This is a genomic window from Burkholderia sp. MS455 (assembly GCF_016899445.1).
Taxonomy (GTDB): Bacteria; Pseudomonadota; Gammaproteobacteria; order Burkholderiales; family Burkholderiaceae; genus Burkholderia; species Burkholderia pyrrocinia_C.
The window spans coordinates 853,168-871,374 of record NZ_CP041779.1 but is presented as its reverse complement, the minus strand read 5'-3'; the positions used below and the strand labels follow the sequence as shown (position 1 = coordinate 871,374).

Below are 18,207 nucleotides of genomic sequence, written 5' to 3'. Positions count from 1 at the left end.
CTCATGCAAATCAAACTTGGGGCTGAGTCTCGGCGCGATCACCGTCACCGACTCGGCCATACTGATCCTCGAAGCGAACGATGTCGTCCTCGCCCAGGTACTCTCCGCTCTGCACTTCAATAAGCACAAGCGGAATCTTCCCCGGATTTTCAAGACGATGCCGATGCCCGCACGGAATGTACGTTGATTGATTCTGCGTAAGCAGTAGCTCCTGCGCTCCATTGGTCACGCGCGCGCTGCCGGAAACCACAATCCAGTGTTCCGCACGATGGAAATGCGCCTGCAAACTGAGCCGACCACCCGGCTTGACTTCAATGCGCTTGATCTTGAAACCCGCCCCCTCTTCCAGCACGGTATACGTGCCCCACGGCCGGTGAGCGGTACGATGAATCATGGCGGCTTCGTGATTTTCCATTCTCAGGCTGCCATACATCGCCTTGACGTCCTGCACTCGCTCACGGTGGGTAATCAGCAAGGCATCTTGGGTATCAACCACGACAAGATCCGAGACGCCCAACAGACCGATCATTCGGTTGCCGCCGTTCACGTAGCAATTCCTGGCATCGAGCAGGCGCGCCTCGCCGAGCACACGGTTACCATGCTCGTCAGCGTCGAGCAATTCGGCCATGCCGGCCCACGAACCGATGTCCGACCAACCGCAGTCGCAGGTAATTACCGCAACATTTTTTGCCTTCTCCATCACCGCATAATCGATCGAGATCGACTGCACTGTCGCGAATGTCGCCTCGTCAACAATAATGTTTGAGCGGCTTGTGCGATCCGCGCGGGACCGGTCCAGCGCACACTTCGCTCCATCGAGCAATTCCGGGCAATACTGCTCCATGGCAGCAAGCATGACGCCCGCCGCAAAACAGAACATCCCGGAATTCCAATAAAAGCGACCGCTCCTCACATAGTCGACTGCGGTTTCATAGTCGGGTTTCTCGACGAAGCGCCGCACCTCCTCGCCATCGGCTTCGATGTAGCCAAAACCTGTTTCAGGGCGAGTCGGCGAAATGCCGAAAGTCACAATCCGACCCGCGCTCGCGATCTCCATGGCGCGGTCCACGGCCGCCTGAAATGCCACCTGATCCTCGATAAGATGGTCCGCCGCCAACACCAAAAGTAGAGCATCCTCGCCATACTCTCGAGCAACCTCCAAGGTCGCCAATGCGACAGCCGCGGCAGTATCTCGCCCGAACGGCTCCAGGATATAGTGCTCGTCCGTTACCTTGCAGTTGGATGCTGCATAGTGGTCTTGAGTAAGAAAATAGAGATCCTTATTAGTTACCGTGAACAAGTGATCCACCCCCGGAAGCGATGCGGCTCGCTCATAGGTGCGCTGAATAAGCGTGCTTCCATCAGGCAAGGTGAGAAACGGCTTCGGGTAACGCTCTCTCGACTGCGGCCAGAGACGTGACCCTGAACCACCACTCATAATTACGGGAATTAACTTCATGATCTGAATAAACTCCTTAAACTTCACGACCAATGCACGGCTTCGTCAAGAATCCGGTGCAGCTCGCGACAACTTCTTGCTGTCGCTTCGTTGCATTCACTGCAGCATCGCCACCAACTCAAACCCGCTTTGCGTTCAACACGTCGAGCCACGGCCAAGGGTGTTTCGGGCCCCATGGCACGGAGGTTTTTTGGGGTGCCAAGTAGAGTCGTATGGTACATCACCGCCAAGGTGCCATCCCGGCATGCCGGAGGCCTTGGATGATGTCAACTCCTGCTGGATACCGGCGGCAGCACTCGTCGCAAGACGGAGCGGGCCGCCTCGAGCGAGAAGTATTCACGCACATTGTCCATGCCTCGATCAGACAACCGATGCCACAACAACTCGTCTTCGTAGACCCGCAACACTGCGGCGGCAAAACCTTCGGCATCGTCGCTCAGCAATACGCTGTCCCCATCCGATAGTCGCATGCCCTCGGCTGCGATATGGGTTGCGACCACCGGCAAACCGTAGCTCATTGCCATGTTCACCTTACCCTTTACGCCTGCGCCGTAGCGTAGCGGAGCAAGCGCCACACGGCATCCGTCCATCCATGGCGTCAGATCGGGCACGCGACCGTGAATGTGAATACCGGGCCCGGCCAGCTCGGATTGCGCCGCTTCAGGCATATCGCCGATGATGTGCAGCGGAATATCCGGCCGCTTGGCCCGAATATGCGGAAATATCTCCCCGACGAGCCAGCGCACGGCATCCTCGTTGGGCGGATGATTGAAGCCACCAACAAAAACCAGTCCCTGCCGCGCAGCAAAGCCGATGTGACGACCAGGCACGTCGTGTATGTTGGACAACAACTCGACGGACGCATCAGGCAGTTCGCGAGTCAGAAGATCGTGCTCGATCGGACTGACAACGAACGACACGTCGCATGCTCGAATGAGCGTCAGCTCATGCTGTCGGGACAAATTCGCCTTTCGTGCCAATGCCGGGTTATTGGTGAATGCGGCAGCACGCTGCTCACGCAAAAAATGAAGATCGACCGTGTCGAACAGGATTCGTGCTTGGGGTGCGAGACGCTTAATCAGCGCGAGATTGGGCGCGGCAACGTAATGTCGGCAAAGCATCACGGCAGCAAGCTGATCACCTTCACGCTTTAACCAGCGGGTCAGCGATGGAGTCCAGGGCTTGCATAGCACGTGCACCCCAACACGACCAAGCGCGGCAATTTCCGCATGCGAAGCCAAGCCATTGCTTGCCATGAAACTGATCCGCCAACCCATCTCGCTCAGCAAGCGCATGATATTGATCATGCGCAGCGAGCCAGAGTCGCGGGACGCATTGGGAGTCAACGCGTCGACGATCAAGATGTGCGGCGACGCAACACACTGAATCGCCCGTACCGCAGGCGTGCCTGCGTCCGGTTGTGCCGCGAGTTCGGTTGCCCACTTTCTCTTGAATTTATTGCGGTTGATCACCTGATACTGCTTTACGCCCGAAAAGGTGTCGGTACCCGAGCTGATGCCTTCGTTATGAATCACCAAGCTTTCCGGTTGATAGAACACCTGCTTGCCCGCGGCCCGTACGGCGAATGCAAGGTCCGTATCCTCGTAGTAGGCGGGCGCATAGTTCGAATCGAAGCCGCCTAGCTGCCTGAACAGAGCGGCCTCGATCATCAGCGACGCACCGGAGACGTAATCGACCCGTCGCCGGTATAGAAACTGCGGATCGTCCGGCGATTCGAAGCGCCCAAAATTCCAGCCGGATGCATCGGAGAACACAATGCCCCCCGCTTCCTGCAGTCGACCATCCGGATACACCAGACGACTGCCGGCGATACCGCAGTCGCTCTCGTCGGCAAAGCAGGTGAGCAGGTGATCGAGCCACCCGGGCGTGACTTGCGTGTCGTTGTTGAGAAATAGCAGGTGGGTACCCTGAGCAGCGGCCGCGCCCGCATTGCAGCTACCAATAAAGCCGAGATTGCGCTCGTTGCGTATCAAGCGCAGCCCCTTTATCTGCGAAAGGGTTTGGGCACTGTCATCCGGCGAGGCATCGTCCACGACGATTACCTCAAAGGCGGAGTCAGCACCATGTCGCGCGATCGACCGCAGGCAGGCCAAGGTGTATGCCAGCTTGCCGTAAGCAGGGATGATCACCGACACCTGCGGCGCGGAACTGGTGGGTAGCGCAAATGGGCTGAACGGATGTTGAACGGATTCGAGCGTCCAGCGCAGGGCATCGGTTGACGGCGGGCGAAATTCCTGCGTGATGCGCGCAACAGTATTGCGCCACCCGCGAGTGGCAATGCTTCCGATCACGCGATGCGCAAGAAAGTGTATGCGGCGCACATGCCAGATCAAGTGGTTGAACAACATTGGATTTCTATACCGGGGAAGACTTGAATTTGGAGCAATCGTGCGTGATGAATTTCTGCGGCATCGATGTCCTCCTATCGGCATCTGGGATGGCAACAGCCGCCATCATTGACTTCGCGGAAACCAGCGTCAAAAACGGCGCGAAGTATCCGCGCAATCGCGCCTTGATCGATAAATGCCCCCACGCCTCGGACACGCCATCGCGGCCGTTCAGCAACTTTCGAGACACAGCTGCAATGCCTCGTCCCAGCGAGGCGGCTGAATTCCGAACACCCTTTCCAGCTTTTCATGGGACAGGCGCGAATTTGCCGGCCGCTTCGCCGGGGTGGGATAGTCCGAGGTCGAAATCGGCAGGACGCGAGGGGGCGACTCCCACTTCGCTTGCGCAAAAATTGCCTGAGCAAATCCATGCCATGAAGTCGCATCAGCACAAGCAAGATGATAGACACCGGAGCGCTCCTGCCACCATTGCGCGGACCCCGACGCGAGTCCCTGGGCAACGATATGCGCTGTCATGGTCGCAATAGTGTTGGCCCACGTCGGTGCGCCGATCTGGTCCGCTACGACGCGCAACTCCGGGCGTTCGGCACCGACCTTCAGCATCGTCAGCAGGAAGTTCTTGCCGCGCCGCCCATACACCCAGCTCGTGCGCAGGATCAGATGCGCGCAGCCGGCCGCCGCGATGGCCTGCTCCCCCTCGAGCTTGGTCAGGCCGTACACGTTCTGCGGATTGGTCGCGTCCGTTTCGACATAGGCCCCCTCTTTGGTGCCGTCGAACACGTAGTCGGTCGAATAATGAATCAGCGCTGCGCCGATGCGCGCCGCTTCCTCTGCAAACGCGCGCGGCACGTCGGCGTTCAACCGACGCGCGGCATCGACGTCCGTTTCCGCCTTGTCGACGGCCGTATACGCGGCCGGATTGACGATGATCGACGGCTTGAACTCGCGAACGATGGCGCGCACCCGATCGAGATCGGACAAATCGAGCATCGAACGGTCGCATGCCACCACGCGCCCCAGGCCCTGCAGCGAGCGCAGCAGTTCGAACCCGACCTGCCCGTTCACACCCGTCACGAGAATCGTCGGTTCAGGTTTCACACCCACCTCACGCATAGACTTCGGCTTCGCTCAAACGCTTGCCGGCCGCATCCTTCGCGGCCAGCAGCGGCTCGAAATCGATCGGCCATTCAATGCCGATGTCCGGGTCGTTCCAGATAATGCTGCGCTCGTGCTCGGGGAACCAATAGTCAGTCGTCTTGTAAAGAAACTGCGCCGCCTCTGACAGCACGACGAACCCGTGTGCGAAGCCGGGCGGCACCCACAACTGGCGATGATTGTCATTGGACAGGATGACACCCACCCACTTGCCAAAATTCGGCGAGTTCTTCCGGATGTCGACAGCGACGTCGAACACCTCGCCTTCGACCACGCGCACCAGCTTGCCCTGGGCATGCCGGATCTGGTAATGCAGCCCGCGCAGCACGCCCTTCGACGAGCGCGAATGGTTGTCCTGCACGAACTCGATGCCGGGTTCGACCTGCTCGGCAAATTCCTTCCCGTTGAAGCTTTCGTAGAAAAAACCGCGCGCGTCGCCGAACACCTTCGGCTCGATGATCTTGACTTCGGGCAGCGCCGTCGCCGTTACTTGGATGGCCATGCGACTTGATCCGTGAGAATGTTCTTGAGGTACTGCCCGTACGCGTTCTTCGCGAGCGGCTGCGCAAGCTTCAGCACCTGCTCCGCGTCGATCCAGCTCCGGCGGTAGGCAATCTCTTCCGGGCACGCGACCACGAGACCCTGCCGCTTCTGCAGCGTCGCGATGAAGCTGGCTGCCTCGATCAACGAATCGTGCGTGCCGGTATCGAGCCATGCGTAACCACGCCCCATGATCTCGACATTGAGCGCGCCATCCTTCAGATACTGCGAATTGACGTCGGTGATTTCCAGCTCGCCGCGCGGCGACGGCTTGATGTCGGCCGCGATGTCACATACGCGGTTGTCGTAGAAATACAGGCCAGTCACCGCGTAGTTCGAACGCGGTTTCGCAGGCTTCTCTTCGATCGACAGCGCGCGGAACGACTTGTCGAACTCGACGACGCCGTAACGCTCAGGATCGTGCACGTGATACGCAAATACCGTCGCGCCGGTTTCCTGCGCATGCGCACGCTCGAGTTGCTTCGCGAGATCGTGGCCGTAGAAGATGTTGTCGCCGAGAATCAGCGCCGACGGATCGTTGCCGACGAATTCCTTGCCGATGATGAACGCCTGAGCAAGGCCGTCAGGTGACGGCTGCACCGAGTACTGGATGTTCATGCCCCACTGGCTGCCATCGCCGAGCATCGACTCGAAGCGCGGCGTGTCCTGCGGCGTCGAGATAATCAGGACATCGCGAATGCCCGCGACCATCAGCGTCGACAGCGGGTAGTAGATCATCGGCTTGTCGTACACTGGCAGCAGCTGCTTCGATACGACATGCGTGATCGGATACAGCCGCGTGCCCGAACCGCCTGCGAGGATGATGCCTTTACGTGCCATCGCGTGTCTCCTCAAGCGCGTTTCGCGTAGTTGGTTTCGACCCACTTCCGGTATTCGCCCGATGCAACTTCGTCGGCCCACACCTGGTTGTCGAGATACCAGTCGACGGTCTTCGCAAGGCCCGTCTCGAACGTTTCTGCCGGCTTCCAGCCAAGCTCGCGCTCGAGCTTGCGCGCATCGATCGCGTAGCGGCGATCGTGGCCGGGGCGATCCGTCACGTAGGTGATCTGGTCGCGGTACGAACCGGCCGCCTTCGGGCGTGCCTTGTCGAGCAGGTCGCACAGCGTATGCACGACCTCGAGGTTCTTCTTCTCGTTCCAGCCGCCGACATTGTACGTCTCGCCCGGCACCCCGCGCGCCAGCACTTCACGGATCGCGCTGCAGTGGTCGCCGACATACAGCCAGTCGCGCACGTTCTGGCCGTCGCCATACACGGGCAGCGGCTTGCCGGCAAGCGCATTCGCAATCATCAGCGGAATCAGCTTCTCGGGGAACTGGTACGGGCCGTAGTTGTTCGAACAGTTCGTCGTCAGCGTCGGCAGGCCGTACGTATGATGGTACGCACGCACCAGGTGATCCGAGCCCGCCTTCGTCGCGGAATACGGGCTGTTCGGCGCGTAAGGCGTCGTCTCGGAGAATTGCGGGTCGGTCGCGGACAGCGAGCCGAACACCTCGTCGGTCGACACGTGCAGGAAGCGGAACGCGGCCTTGTCGGCGTCGTTCAGGCCATTCCAGTATTGGCGGGTCGCCTCCAGCAGCGTGAACGTGCCGACAACGTTGGTCTGCACGAAATCGGCCGGGCCGTGGATCGAGCGGTCGACGTGGCTTTCGGCGGCGAAGTGCAGCACCGCGCGCGGCTTGTGCTCGGCGAACAGCACGTCGAGCGCGGTACGATCGCAGATGTCGACGCGGGCGAACACATGCTTCGGATTGCCGTCCAGCGATTGCAGCGTGCGGAGGTTGCCGGCATAGGTCAGCTTGTCGACATTGAGCACCGCTTCGTCGGAATCGCGCAGCCAGTCGAGTACAAAGTTGGCACCGATAAACCCTGCGCCGCCCGTAACCAGAATCATGACACTCCCTCTGTAGTAATGCGCGGCGAGCACCTTCAGGCGGTCGCCGCGTCAAAATTCGAAGCACTTGGCGATGGTCGCCACATCAAACCGGGAATTTTAACCGGTCAACATGGTCGCCAAAGTCATGAAATGCTAATTTTGTTCGGGAAAACGACAATTATAGGGAGCCGCCCGCCGCAAAAGCCATGTTGCTAACAACTTGATACAGCGCTCCGGACCCTGGGAAGGAATAAAATTTCTTGCCGAATCAATGGCATTTCGGGAAATTCCAGTTGCAGAATGCTGGCTGAAACCAATCAATTTTCTTGTTTGTTGGAAAACCTGCAGGACTCGCCCCTTCATGACCCGCCCCCCCATCGCCATCGGCGACATCCAAGGCTGTCATTCAGCTTTCCAGTCGCTGCTCGACCAGCTTTCGCCCGCCGCCGACACCCCGCTCTGGATCGCCGGCGACATCGTCAACCGCGGGCCGGACTCCCTCGCCGCGCTGCGTGCGCTGGTCGACCTCGGCCCGCGCGCGACCGTGGTACTCGGCAATCACGATCTCCACCTGTTGGCCGTCTCCGCGGGCCTGCGCACCGAACGCCCGGGCGACACGATCGGCGAGATCCTCGACGCGCCCGACGCCGAAGCGCTGCTCGACTGGGTCCGCCACCGCCCGTTCGTGCACGCCGAGAACGGGATGCTGCTCGTACACGCGGGCGTGCTGCCGCAATGGGACGCCACGCTCGTGCTCGAGCTCGCCGACGAACTCCAGCGCGCGCTGCGCGCGCCCGACTGGCGCGACACGCTGCAGAAGCTGTACGGCAACGAGCCGAACCAGTGGAGCCCGAACCTGAAGAAACGCGACCGGATGCGCGTCGCGTTCAACGCGTTCACGCGCCTGCGCTTCTGCACACCCGATGGCGCGATGGAATTCAGGGCGAACGGCGGCCCCGCCAGCGCGCCGCCCGGCTACCTGCCGTGGTTCGACGTGCCGGGGCGCCGCACGGAGGACGTGACGGTCGTGTTCGGCCACTGGGCCGCGCTCGGCCTGATGCTGCGCGACAACCTCGTCGCGCTCGATTCGGGATGCGTGTGGGGAAACCAGTTGTCGGCCGTGCGGCTGACAGCCGACCCGGCGCAGCGCACGGTCACGCAGGTGCAGTGCGAAGCGTGCGGCGCGCCGGGCGGCGAGTGATTACGCGCTGAGGCGTCCGACCGGGAAGCGCCTTACCCCTCGCGCCCCGGCACCGGCTCGTCGGCCGCCCCGTCGCCAGCCGCACCGGCACCGAGCTCGGTCGCCGGATACGCATGCTTCGCCAGCTCCGCGACCGACTCGGCCGACGGCTTGCCGACCTTTTCCTGCATCGACGCGAGCGCGGCCGAGATCGCGTCGCGCGCCGCCGCGGACGTCGCGCGCCGGTCACCGCCCGGCGCGATCGGTTCGCACACGTACAGATGAGCGACGAGCGGGCCGCCGCGCAGCACCATGTCGAGCGACTTGCCAAGCGACAGCTCGCCTGTGTAAGCCGGCGCCACCGACTGCCGCCGCTGCGCATCCTCATACATCAGACAAATCGGCTGAACCGCGCAGCCGGCCGATACCGCAGCCTGGAACAGGTTCGCATGGAACGGCAGCAGTTCCTGCCCGTCGGACGTCGTCCCTTCCGGAAACACGCACATCAGCCCGCCGTTGCGCAGGCGCTCGGCCATCTCGTGCATGATCCGCATCGCCTCGGTGCGCTTCTCGCGCTGCAGGAACACGGTGTCGAGCTTCTCGGCGAGCCAGCCGACGACCGGCCACTGCCGCACCTCGGCCTTCGACACGAACGGCGTCGGCCGCCACGCGTTGACCGCATAGATGTCGAGCCACGACACGTGGTTGCCGACGACGAGAGCACTCGCGTCGAGCCGCGCGCCGTCGTTGTGGACGACGATGCGCATCCCGCAGATCCGCAGCATCTTGAGCGACCAGCGGCGCGTCATCTCGGCGCGGCGCGCGGGCGTGACGTGCGAAAAACGCAGCGCGACGATCGCCATGCCGCGCAACAGATGAAAGACGAGACGCAGCTTGCGAATGGCAGTCATGGCGAGGGTCCGGCGTGGTTCAGTGGCGCTCGAACGCGATCTGTCCGGCGACGAGCGTCGTACGCACGCAGGCGGGCAGTTCGTAGCCGAGGAACGGCGAGTTGTGGCCCTGGCTCTTCAGCGCACGTGGCTCGACGCGCCAGTGTGCACGCGGGTCGAACACGCACAGGTCAGCCGTGCCGCCTTCGGCCAGACGGCCCGCCGGCAGCTTCAGCACGTCGGCCGGCGCGGACGTGATGCGGCGCAGCGCCTGCGCGAGCGGCGTGCGCGTCTCGTCCGCCCACTTCAGCGTCAGCGACAGCAGCAGCTCGAGCCCCGTCGCGCCAGGCGTCGCTTCGCCGAACGGCAGCAGCTTCTCGTCGTCGTCGACGGGCGTGTGGTCGGAGCAGATCGCGTCGATCGTGCCGTCTGCAAGCGCCACGCGGATCGCTTCGCGATCGCGCTCGCCGCGCAGCGGCGGGTCGAGCCGGAACTGCGAATCGAAATAGCCGATGTCGACGTCGATCAGGTGCAGGTGGTTCACGCCGACGTCGCAGGTCACGGGCAGCCCCTCGGCCTTCGCCGCGCGCACGAGCGCGAGGCCGGCCGCCGACGACAGCCGCGCGAGGTGCACGCGCGCGCCCGTCACGCGCATCAGTTCGAAGATCGTGTGCAGCGCGATCGTCTCGGCCGCGACCGGCACGCCGGACAGCCCGAGCCGCGACGCGAGCGCGCCGCTCGCGGCAACGCCGCCGCGGCCGATGAACGCGTCGAGCGGGCGCAGCCACGTGGTGTAGCCGTAGGTGCTCGCGTACTGCAGCGCACGCAGCAGCACCTGCGTGTCGCGCACCGGCACGTTGGCATGCGTGAAGCCGACGCAGCCGGATTCGGTCAGCGCGACCATCTCGGTGATCACTTCGCCCTTGAGGCCGACGGTCAGCGCGCCGAGCGGATGGACGTTCGCCTGGCGCAGGTTGCTCGCGCGGAACTTGAGCATCTCGACGAGGCCCGGCTCGTCGAGCACGGGATCGGTGTCCGGCGGGCACACGAGGGTCGTGACGCCGCCCGCGACGGCCGCGGCCATCTCCGATGCGAGCGTCGCCTTGTGCTCGTAGCCGGGCTCGCGCAGCCGCGCGCACAGGTCGACGAGGCCGGGCGCGACGATCAGGCCCGACGCGTCGATGGTCTTCGCGGCGTTGAAATCGGCCGGCGCCGCCGCGCCAACCTCGGCGATCGCGGCGATCTTGCCCGCCGCGACGAATACGTCGGCCTGCCGCTCGGTGCCGGCGACCGGGTCGATCAGCGTGCCGCCTTTGATATGAATCTTCATGCGCTGTCTGTGAATGCGTTGATTGCGTTGAATGCCTGGATCAGGATGCGCGAAAGCGGGCTCAGTCGTTGTTGCCGGCGACGATGCCCATCACCGCCATCCGCACGGCGATGCCGAACGTGACCTGGTTGAGGATCACCGACTGCGGACCGTCGGCGACCTGCGAGTCGATCTCGACGCCGCGGTTCATCGGGCCCGGGTGCATCACGATCGCGTCGGGCGCGGCGAGCGCGAGGCGCTCGGGCGTCAGGCCCCAGGTCTTGAAGTATTCCTGAGCGGACGGCAGCAGCGCGCCGCTCATCCGCTCGTTCTGCAGGCGCAGCATGATGATCACGTCGACGCCCTTCAGCCCTTCGTCGAGGTTGTTGAACACCTTCACGCCCATCTGCTCGAGGCCGCCCGGCAGCAGCGTACGCGGGCCGATGGCGCGCACCTCCGGCACGCCGAGCGTGGTGAGCGCGTGGATGTCGGAGCGCGCGACGCGCGAATGCAGGATGTCGCCGACGATCGCCACGCGCAGCTTCGTGAAGTCGCGCTTGTAGTGACGGATCGTGTACATGTCGAGCAGGCCCTGCGTCGGGTGCGCATGGCGGCCGTCGCCGGCGTTGATCACGTGCACGTGCGGCGCGCAGTGCTCGGCGATCAGGTACGGCGCGCCGCTCGACGCGTGGCGCACGACGAACAGGTCGGCATGCATCGCCGACAGGTTGTTGATCGTGTCGAGCAGCGATTCGCCCTTGCTCGTCGACGATGCATTGATGTTCAGGTTCAGCACGTCGGCCGACAGGCGCGTCGCGGCGATTTCGAAGGTCGTGCGCGTGCGCGTCGAGTTCTCGAAGAACAGGTTGAAGACGGACTTGCCGCGCAGCAGCGGCACCTTCTTCACTTCACGGTCTGTCACGCTGACGAACTGCTCGGCCGTATCGAGGATGTGGTTGACGATCGAGCGCGGCAGGCCCTCGATCGACAGCAGGTGCTTCAGCTCGCCGTTTTTCGTGAGCTGCGGGTTGCCCTTCAGGAAACCGTAGCGGAACCGGTCGGGGCTCGCGGCCGCCGCGGGATTGCCGGTGCGGCCAGTGGTGTCGGTGGTCATGGTGTGCGTGATTCCAACTATGCAAACGGGCCGCGGTGCAAACCAGCGGCCCGGGATACGGTTTCGCGTGTCGTTCAGGCGCCGTGCGCCTCGACGCGCAGCGTGAACTGCGCGGCATCGTCGCGCGCGAGCACGAGCGTCGCGCCGGCCGGCACGTCTAGCGCGCCGCCCGCGAAGCGCGCGGCGACCGGCAGCTCGCGGCCGCCGCGGTCGGCGAGCACCGCGAGCTCGACCGAGGCCGGACGGCCGTAGTCGAACAGCTCGTTGAGCGCCGCGCGCACGGTGCGCCCGGTGTACAGCACGTCGTCGACGAGCACGATGCGCGCGCCGTTGACATCGAACGGCAGCGACGTCGGGCTGGCCTGGCTGTGCAGCCCCTTCTTCGCGTAGTCGTCGCGATGCAGCGCGACGTTCACGACGCCGAACGCCGGCGCGCCGAGATCGCGGGCGAGGCGCTCGGCGAGCCACGCGCCGCCGCTGTAGATGCCAGCGAGCCGCGGGCCGCCCGGTTCGGCGAAAGCCGTGCCGTATGCGGCGCGGATCTGGTCGAGCAGGACGCGGTAAAGCGCCTCGGCGTCAATGGTGCTCATGGTCGGACAATTGATCGAGATACTGTTGAAGGATGACGCGCGCGGCCTCGGCATCGAGCATCTCGGCGCGTGCGCGGCCGCGCACGTTGCGCTCGCGCAGCCCGGCCTCGGCCTCGACCGACGAATAGCGCTCGTCGACCCACGTGACGGGCAGCCCGAAGCGGCCGTTCAGCTGGTTGCCGAAGCGCTTGGCCTGCTGCGTCATGTCGTGCGGCGTGCCGTCCGGATGCATCGGCAGGCCGACGACGAGCGCGTCCGGCCGCCATTCGGCCAGCAGGTCGCCGACCGCCTTGAAGCGGTGTTCGCGGTTCAGGTTCTGGATCACGACGAGCGCGCGAGCCGAGCGCGTCAGCGCATTGCCGATCGCGACCCCGATTCGCTTTTCGCCGTAGTCGAACGCCAGGAGCGTCGCATCGCGCGCGCTCGCGCCACTCATGCGTGCCCTGCTTCGCCGGACAGCATCGACGAGCTGACGCCAAGCAGGCCGAGCGCGGCTTCGAAGCGCTCCTCGGCCGGCGTGTCGAACACGATGCGCGGATCGGCGGCGACCGTCAGCCAGCCGTTGCGGGAAATTTCTTCCTCGAGCTGCCCTGCGCCCCAGCCTGCATGGCCGAGCGTCAGCAGGAAGCGCTTCGGGCCGGTGCCCGTCGCGACCGCCTCGAGCACGTCCTTCGACGTCGTCATCTCCAGCCCGCCGTCGACGGACATCGACGAGTTGTAGCTCGCGCCCTCGACCGGCTCGTGCAGCACGAAGCCGCGCTCGGTCTGGACCGGGCCGCCGAAGTACACGGGGATGTGCAGCAGCGGCTCGATGTCGAGCTTCAGGTCGATGCGGTTGAACAGCGATTCGAGGTCGATGTCGGTTGGACGGTTGATGACGAGGCCGAGCGCACCGCGCTCGCTGTGATCGCAAAGGTAGACCACCGTTCCCGAGAACGTCGGATCGGCCATGTTCGGCATGGCGATCAGGAACTGGTTGGTGAGGTTGATGCGATCGGAAGGCTTTGACATGGTTTGAATTTTAGCAAAGACGCCGCGGCCTGACCGGGCCGCGATCAACAAGCAACGCCGCGCCGCGCTGGCAACGGCGCGCGCGGATCACACGGCACTCTAACACGCGCGCGGGCACTGTCGGCAGCGTGTTGCGGGCCCGTGCGGCAAGGGTCGCCACCGCGTGTCCGTCCCCTTGTTCGTCAGGTCCGGCCGAGCGCCGTGCCGAGCGCTTCGGACGCCGCGGTCAGGTCCGGCGGCGCGACGCCGGCCGCGATCTTCAGCAGCGCCGCGCGCAACATGTCGGACGCGTGACCGTGCGCGTCGAGGCCGCCGTCGGCGAGCGGTACGCCGTGCGCGGCACGGCGCCACGCGAGGCCGAGCGTGTCGGCCAGCAGCGCCGCGTGGCCGAGCCCGAGCGCGCACGCGGCCGTACCGACCCGGTAGGCGGCGCCGGACGCGCGCCACGCGGCACTCGTGTCGGCCGCGGCCGGATCGGCCGCGAGGTCGGCCATCGACGCATCGGCGGTCTGCAGGAAATCCTCATACGCATGTGCATTGACGGTCACGACGCCGAGCGCGCGGGTCGGTGCGACGGCAACCGCGTCGTGCTCGGCCCGCGCGGCATCGGCCTCCCACAACGCTTCGGACGCCGGCGTGCCGGCGACGTGCCAGTCGACCGTCAGCCCGTAGTCGTGCAGTACGTCGACGAGCGCAACGTCCTCGGCCGCGGCGCCGAACAGCGCGAAATCGCGCCACAGCAGCGCAACCGTCTCGCGCACGAATTCGGGCGGCGCGCTGCGCAGGCCCTGCACCTGCTCGCCGAGCAGCAGGTTCGTCCGCGCGAGAAAGCGCTTCAGTTCGGGCGCGCCGCTCGCGCGCAGCGCGCGCAGGCACGCGGCCGCGAGCCGCCAGAAATCGTACGGCGTGTCGTCGGCCAGCGCCGCCTGCATCGCATCGAGTTCGTCGAGCGCCGCATCGGGCGCGGCGTGCTGCGCCCGCAGTACACCGAGCAGCGCCTGCTCGTAGCGGGCGCGTATCCGGGTCGCGAACGCATCGGGCAGCGCGCGCAGCGTGGCCGGCGGCACCGCGCGGCCGACGAGCGCGAGCGCGTCGAGCGGCGCGCTTGCGCGCAGGTCGGCGGCGCTTTGCGCACGCAATGCACGGAAATGCTCGAAAAGAACCGGCGAGCAGGCGAGCTCGCGCAGGTTGTGGCGCCCGACGGCCGCGCTGAAATCGCGCAGCGCGGCACGCCAGCCCGCCGAAGTCGGCTCGACGGCGACGAGTGGTACAGCGGCCGACAATTGCCCGGCAAAACGCGCGGCCGGCAGCCAGCCGGCTTCCGCCAGCACGGCCGCCGCCGCGGACAGCGGCGCGGCCGCGTCGTCGCGACGCTCGAATGCGTCGGCGGCCGCCGCGAGCCACGCATCGGCCGCGCGCACGGCCCCGCCGCGCGGGTTGGGCAGTGCGTCAGGGAGGGGAAGGTTCGCCGGATCGGACGTCATGGACACGCGCGCCTGTCATCGTCAAGCCGCTCGCGCGAACCTCGGCGCGCGAGCGCCGGGCCGATGCGAGGCCGGAGCGGGGTGTCCGTGGGCTGAAGGTCCGGTCAGATCTGGACCATCTCGAAGTCTTCCTTGCGGGCGCCGCATTCGGGACACGTCCAGTTGATCGGGACGTCTTCCCAGCGCGTGCCCGGGGCAATGCCCTCTTCCGGCAGCCCGGCTTCTTCGTCGTAAATCCAGCCACAAATCAGGCACATCCAGCTCTTGTATTCCATCTTAAGCCGCGTCGGGAAAGTCGGTAAATTCGGGAGCCATGATGGTACCGTGTCGGGGCCGGACTGCCTAGCAATCGCGCTGGAGTCCGGCGACTACGTTGCGCTGCGCTAAAAAATCCGTCGTGCGGGCCGGATTCCGCCGCATAATGGCTGAAAAGTGCGGCCTGCCGGGCAACACAGGGCCGAAAAAGCCCATTTCGCCTCGCCGTCCGCATCTCCGTCGCTTTTCCCGTTTTTCTCTTGCCCCATTTTTACATGTCCAGCAACGCCCCTCCGATCGTCCTCACCTTCGGCCTATCCGATCCCACCGGCGGCTCCGGCATTCAAGCCGATCTGATGACCTTGGCGAGCATGGGCTGTCACGGCGTATCCGTCCTGACGGGCTACACCGTGCGCGACTCGGCCGCCTGCGACGAAGTGACCGGCCTCGACCCCGACGTCGTCGCCGCCCAGGCGCGCATGCTGCTCGAGGACATGCCGGTCGCCGCGTTCAAGATCGGCGCGGCGACGCGCGCGGAAGTCGTCAGCGCGATCGCCGAGGTCGTCGCCGACTACGACGGCGTGCCGCTCGTGCTCGCGCCGGACTTCACGCTCGACGACGAGCACGTGCTCGCGGCCGACGACCTGCGCGAATCGATCGCCGACCTGCTGGCGCCGCAGACGACGCTGCTGGTCGCCGACCACGCGACGCTGATCGCGCTCGCGCAGCCGGACGGCGACGCCGAGGCGCCGAATCTCGACGCGGCCGTGTCGCATCTGCTGTCGCAAGGCTGCGAGTACATCCTGTCGTCCGAGACGGGCTCGCACCGGCTCGTCAACACGCTGTACGGCGAGGAAGGCCAGCTCCGCGAAGACATGTGGGATCGCTCGCCGCACCGGCTGATGGGCATCACCGATACGCTCGGCGCGGCCATCGCGGCGCTGCTCGCGAACGGCCAGGAGCCGCCCGAGGCAGTCCGCGAGGCGCAGGAGTACCTGTACCAGGCCGTGCGCGACGCGTTCCGGCCCGGCATGGGCGCGTACCTGCCCGACCGGTTCTTCTGGGCGCGCAGCAACGACGATGCGGACACGCCGCCGGCCACGAAGGTCGAACCGGTGCCGAGGACGTCGCACCGGCATTGAAACGCGCGCGGCGGGCGTGAACGCCGGCCGGCGCGCGCACGCGAATCCGGCGCGCAAACAAAAAAGACCCGCATCGCTGCGGGTCTTTTCTTTTGGCTGGAACGCGCATCGCTGCGCGTTCCCGACACCATCGACCGAAGTCGATTACATGTCCATGCCCATGCCGCCCATGCCGCCCGGCATGCCGCCCGGCATCGGTGCATCTTCCTTCGGCAGTTCTGCAACGGCTGCGTCCGTCGTCAGCAGCAGGCCTGCAACCGAAGCTGCGTTCTGCAGTGCGGTGCGCGTGACCTTGGTCGGGTCGACGACGCCGGCTTCGACCATGTCGACGTACTCGCCCGTCGCTGCGTTGTAGCCGTAGTTGCCCTTGCCTGCAGCAACTGCCGCCACCACGACGCTGGCTTCTTCGCCGCCGTTCGTGACGATCTGGCGCAGCGGCTCTTCCATTGCGCGCAGCACGATCTTGATGCCGGCGTTCTGGTCGGCGTTCAGGCCGGTCAGGCCTGCGATCGCGGTGCGAGCGCGGATCAGCGCAACGCCGCCGCCTGCCACGATGCCTTCTTCCACAGCTGCGCGCGTTGCGTGCAGTGCGTCTTCGACACGTGCCTTCTTTTCCTTCATTTCGACTTCGGTCGCAGCACCGACCTTGATCACTGCCACGCCGCCGGCCAGCTTGGCCACGCGCTCTTGCAGCTTTTCACGGTCGTAGTCCGACGTCGCTTCCTCGATTTGCGCGCGCACTTGCTTCACGCGTGCTTCGATGTTCACGGCTTCGCCTGCGCCGTCGATGATCGTCGTGTTTTCCTTGCCCACTTCGATGCGCTTCGCCTGGCCCAGTTCTGCCAGCGTTGCCTTCTCGAGCGTCAGGCCGGTTTCTTCCGCGACGACCTGACCGCCGGTCAGGATCGCGATGTCTTCCAGCATCGCCTTGCGACGATCGCCGAAGCCCGGCGCCTTGACCGCGACGGTCTTCAGGATGCCGCGGATGTTGTTGACGACCAGCGTTGCGAGCGCTTCGCCTTCGACGTCTTCAGCGATGATCAGCAGCGGACGGCCAGCCTTCGCGACTTGCTCGAGCACCGGCAGCAGATCGCGGATGTTCGACACCTTCTTGTCGTGCAGCAGCACGAACGGGTTCTCGAGGACGGCGACTTGCTTGTCCGGGTTGTTGATGAAGTACGGCGACAGGTAGCCGCGGTCGAACTGCATGCCTTCGACGACGTCGAGTTCGTCGGCCAGCGACTTGCCGTCTTCGACGGTGATCACGCCTTCCTTGCCGACCTTGTCCATCGCTTCAGCGATGCGATCGCCGATCGACGAATCGCTGTTCGCCGAGATCGAGCCGACCTGTGCGATTTCCTTGTTCGTCGTGCACGGCTTGCTGATCTTCTTCAGCTCTTCGACAGCCGCTGCGACTGCCTTGTCGATGCCGCGCTTCAGGTCCATCGGGTTCATGCCCGATGCGACGTACTTCATGCCTTCGCGAACGATCGATTGCGCGAGGACGGTTGCCGTCGTCGTGCCGTCGCCTGCGTTGTCGCTGGTCTTGGAAGCGACTTCCTTGACCATTTGCGCGCCCATGTTCTGGAGCTTGTCCTTCAGCTCGATTTCCTTCGCGACCGACACACCGTCCTTGGTGACCGTCGGGCCGCCGAAGCTGCGCTCGAGCACGACGTTGCGGCCCTTCGGACCCAGCGTGACCTTGACTGCGTTGGCGAGAATGTTCACGCCTTCGACCATCTTCGAACGGGCGGAATCGCCGAATACGACGTCTTTAGCTGCCATCTTCTAACTCCTTGAATTCTTGGGAATAT

General features: G+C 64.7%; 17 protein-coding genes. 2 read left to right on the top strand and 15 right to left on the bottom strand.

Annotated elements, in window-relative coordinates; translation table 11 throughout:
- Positions 1–10: 10 nt before the first annotated feature.
- The 6 genes from FPJ27_RS23175 to rfbB all read right to left on the bottom strand — a co-directional run bounded on the left by FPJ27_RS23175 (position 11) and on the right by rfbB (position 7,436).
- Positions 11–1,459, bottom strand: a complete 1,449-nt coding sequence (locus tag FPJ27_RS23175; RefSeq protein WP_204426342.1) for a mannose-1-phosphate guanylyltransferase/mannose-6-phosphate isomerase — start codon at positions 1,457–1,459, stop codon at positions 11–13.
- Positions 1,460–1,725: 266 nt separating this feature from the next.
- Complete coding sequence (locus tag FPJ27_RS23170) at positions 1,726–3,828, bottom strand: glycosyltransferase (RefSeq protein ID WP_204425913.1); 2,103 nt, start codon at positions 3,826–3,828, stop codon at positions 1,726–1,728.
- Positions 3,829–4,038: 210 nt separating this feature from the next.
- Positions 4,039–4,941, bottom strand: a complete 903-nt coding sequence (rfbD, locus tag FPJ27_RS23165; RefSeq protein ID WP_204425912.1) for a dTDP-4-dehydrorhamnose reductase — start codon at positions 4,939–4,941, stop codon at positions 4,039–4,041.
- Complete coding sequence (gene rfbC, locus FPJ27_RS23160; RefSeq protein WP_204425911.1) at positions 4,934–5,485, bottom strand: dTDP-4-dehydrorhamnose 3,5-epimerase; 552 nt, start codon at positions 5,483–5,485, stop codon at positions 4,934–4,936. The genes rfbD and rfbC overlap by 8 nt, the downstream gene beginning before the upstream one ends.
- Positions 5,470–6,363 carry a glucose-1-phosphate thymidylyltransferase RfbA gene (gene rfbA, locus FPJ27_RS23155; protein ID WP_204425910.1) on the bottom strand — a complete coding sequence of 298 codons (894 nt, stop codon included), beginning with the start codon at positions 6,361–6,363 and terminating at the stop codon, positions 5,470–5,472. Before rfbA ends, rfbC begins: the two co-directional genes overlap by 16 nt.
- A gap of 11 nt (positions 6,364–6,374) precedes the next feature.
- Complete coding sequence (rfbB, locus tag FPJ27_RS23150; protein ID WP_204425909.1) at positions 6,375–7,436, bottom strand: dTDP-glucose 4,6-dehydratase; 1,062 nt, start codon at positions 7,434–7,436, stop codon at positions 6,375–6,377.
- Positions 7,437–7,779: 343 nt separating this feature from the next.
- On the opposite strand from rfbB, the gene FPJ27_RS23145 reads away from it, so the two are divergent.
- Positions 7,780–8,619 (top strand): symmetrical bis(5'-nucleosyl)-tetraphosphatase, encoded by an 840-nt coding sequence (locus FPJ27_RS23145; RefSeq protein ID WP_204425908.1) that lies wholly within the window; start codon positions 7,780–7,782, stop codon positions 8,617–8,619.
- Positions 8,620–8,651: 32 nt separating this feature from the next.
- Here the strand turns inward: FPJ27_RS23145 and FPJ27_RS23140 are convergent, their stop codons facing one another.
- The 8 genes from FPJ27_RS23140 to FPJ27_RS23105 form a co-directional block, all read right to left on the bottom strand.
- A complete protein-coding gene (locus tag FPJ27_RS23140) occupies positions 8,652–9,509 on the bottom strand; it encodes a lysophospholipid acyltransferase family protein (RefSeq protein WP_204425907.1) in 858 nt (285 codons plus the stop codon).
- Between the two features lie 19 nt (positions 9,510–9,528).
- A complete protein-coding gene (locus FPJ27_RS23135; RefSeq protein ID WP_204425906.1) occupies positions 9,529–10,818 on the bottom strand; it encodes a dihydroorotase in 1,290 nt (429 codons plus the stop codon).
- Positions 10,819–10,879: 61 nt separating this feature from the next.
- On the bottom strand, positions 10,880–11,911 hold the full coding sequence (locus tag FPJ27_RS23130; protein ID WP_072436190.1) for an aspartate carbamoyltransferase catalytic subunit: 1,032 nt from the start codon (positions 11,909–11,911) through the stop codon (positions 10,880–10,882).
- A 74-nt stretch (positions 11,912–11,985) separates the two neighbouring features.
- Positions 11,986–12,501: a bifunctional pyr operon transcriptional regulator/uracil phosphoribosyltransferase PyrR gene (gene pyrR, locus FPJ27_RS23125; protein ID WP_204425905.1), complete on the bottom strand. Its 516-nt coding sequence runs from the start codon at positions 12,499–12,501 to the stop codon at positions 11,986–11,988.
- On the bottom strand, positions 12,488–12,937 hold the full coding sequence (gene ruvX, locus FPJ27_RS23120; RefSeq protein WP_027788201.1) for a Holliday junction resolvase RuvX: 450 nt from the start codon (positions 12,935–12,937) through the stop codon (positions 12,488–12,490). Before ruvX ends, pyrR begins: the two co-directional genes overlap by 14 nt.
- A complete protein-coding gene (locus tag FPJ27_RS23115) occupies positions 12,934–13,512 on the bottom strand; it encodes a YqgE/AlgH family protein (protein WP_006491354.1) in 579 nt (192 codons plus the stop codon). Before FPJ27_RS23115 ends, ruvX begins: the two co-directional genes overlap by 4 nt.
- A 182-nt stretch (positions 13,513–13,694) precedes the next feature.
- Complete coding sequence (locus tag FPJ27_RS23110; protein WP_204425904.1) at positions 13,695–14,996, bottom strand: hypothetical protein; 1,302 nt, start codon at positions 14,994–14,996, stop codon at positions 13,695–13,697.
- A 104-nt stretch (positions 14,997–15,100) separates the two neighbouring features.
- Positions 15,101–15,271 carry a rubredoxin gene (locus FPJ27_RS23105; RefSeq protein ID WP_004186709.1) on the bottom strand — a complete coding sequence of 57 codons (171 nt, stop codon included), beginning with the start codon at positions 15,269–15,271 and terminating at the stop codon, positions 15,101–15,103.
- A 255-nt stretch (positions 15,272–15,526) separates the two neighbouring features.
- Between FPJ27_RS23105 and FPJ27_RS23100 the strand changes: the two genes are divergently transcribed.
- The gene (locus FPJ27_RS23100) at positions 15,527–16,393 is read left to right on the top strand and encodes a hydroxymethylpyrimidine/phosphomethylpyrimidine kinase (protein ID WP_072436193.1); all 867 of its coding nucleotides are present in this window, start codon (positions 15,527–15,529) and stop codon (positions 16,391–16,393) included.
- A 144-nt stretch (positions 16,394–16,537) separates the two neighbouring features.
- On the opposite strand, the gene groL is transcribed toward FPJ27_RS23100, so the two are convergent.
- On the bottom strand, positions 16,538–18,178 hold the full coding sequence (groL, locus tag FPJ27_RS23095) for a chaperonin GroEL (RefSeq protein WP_072436194.1): 1,641 nt from the start codon (positions 18,176–18,178) through the stop codon (positions 16,538–16,540).
- Positions 18,179–18,207: the final 29 nt, after the last annotated feature.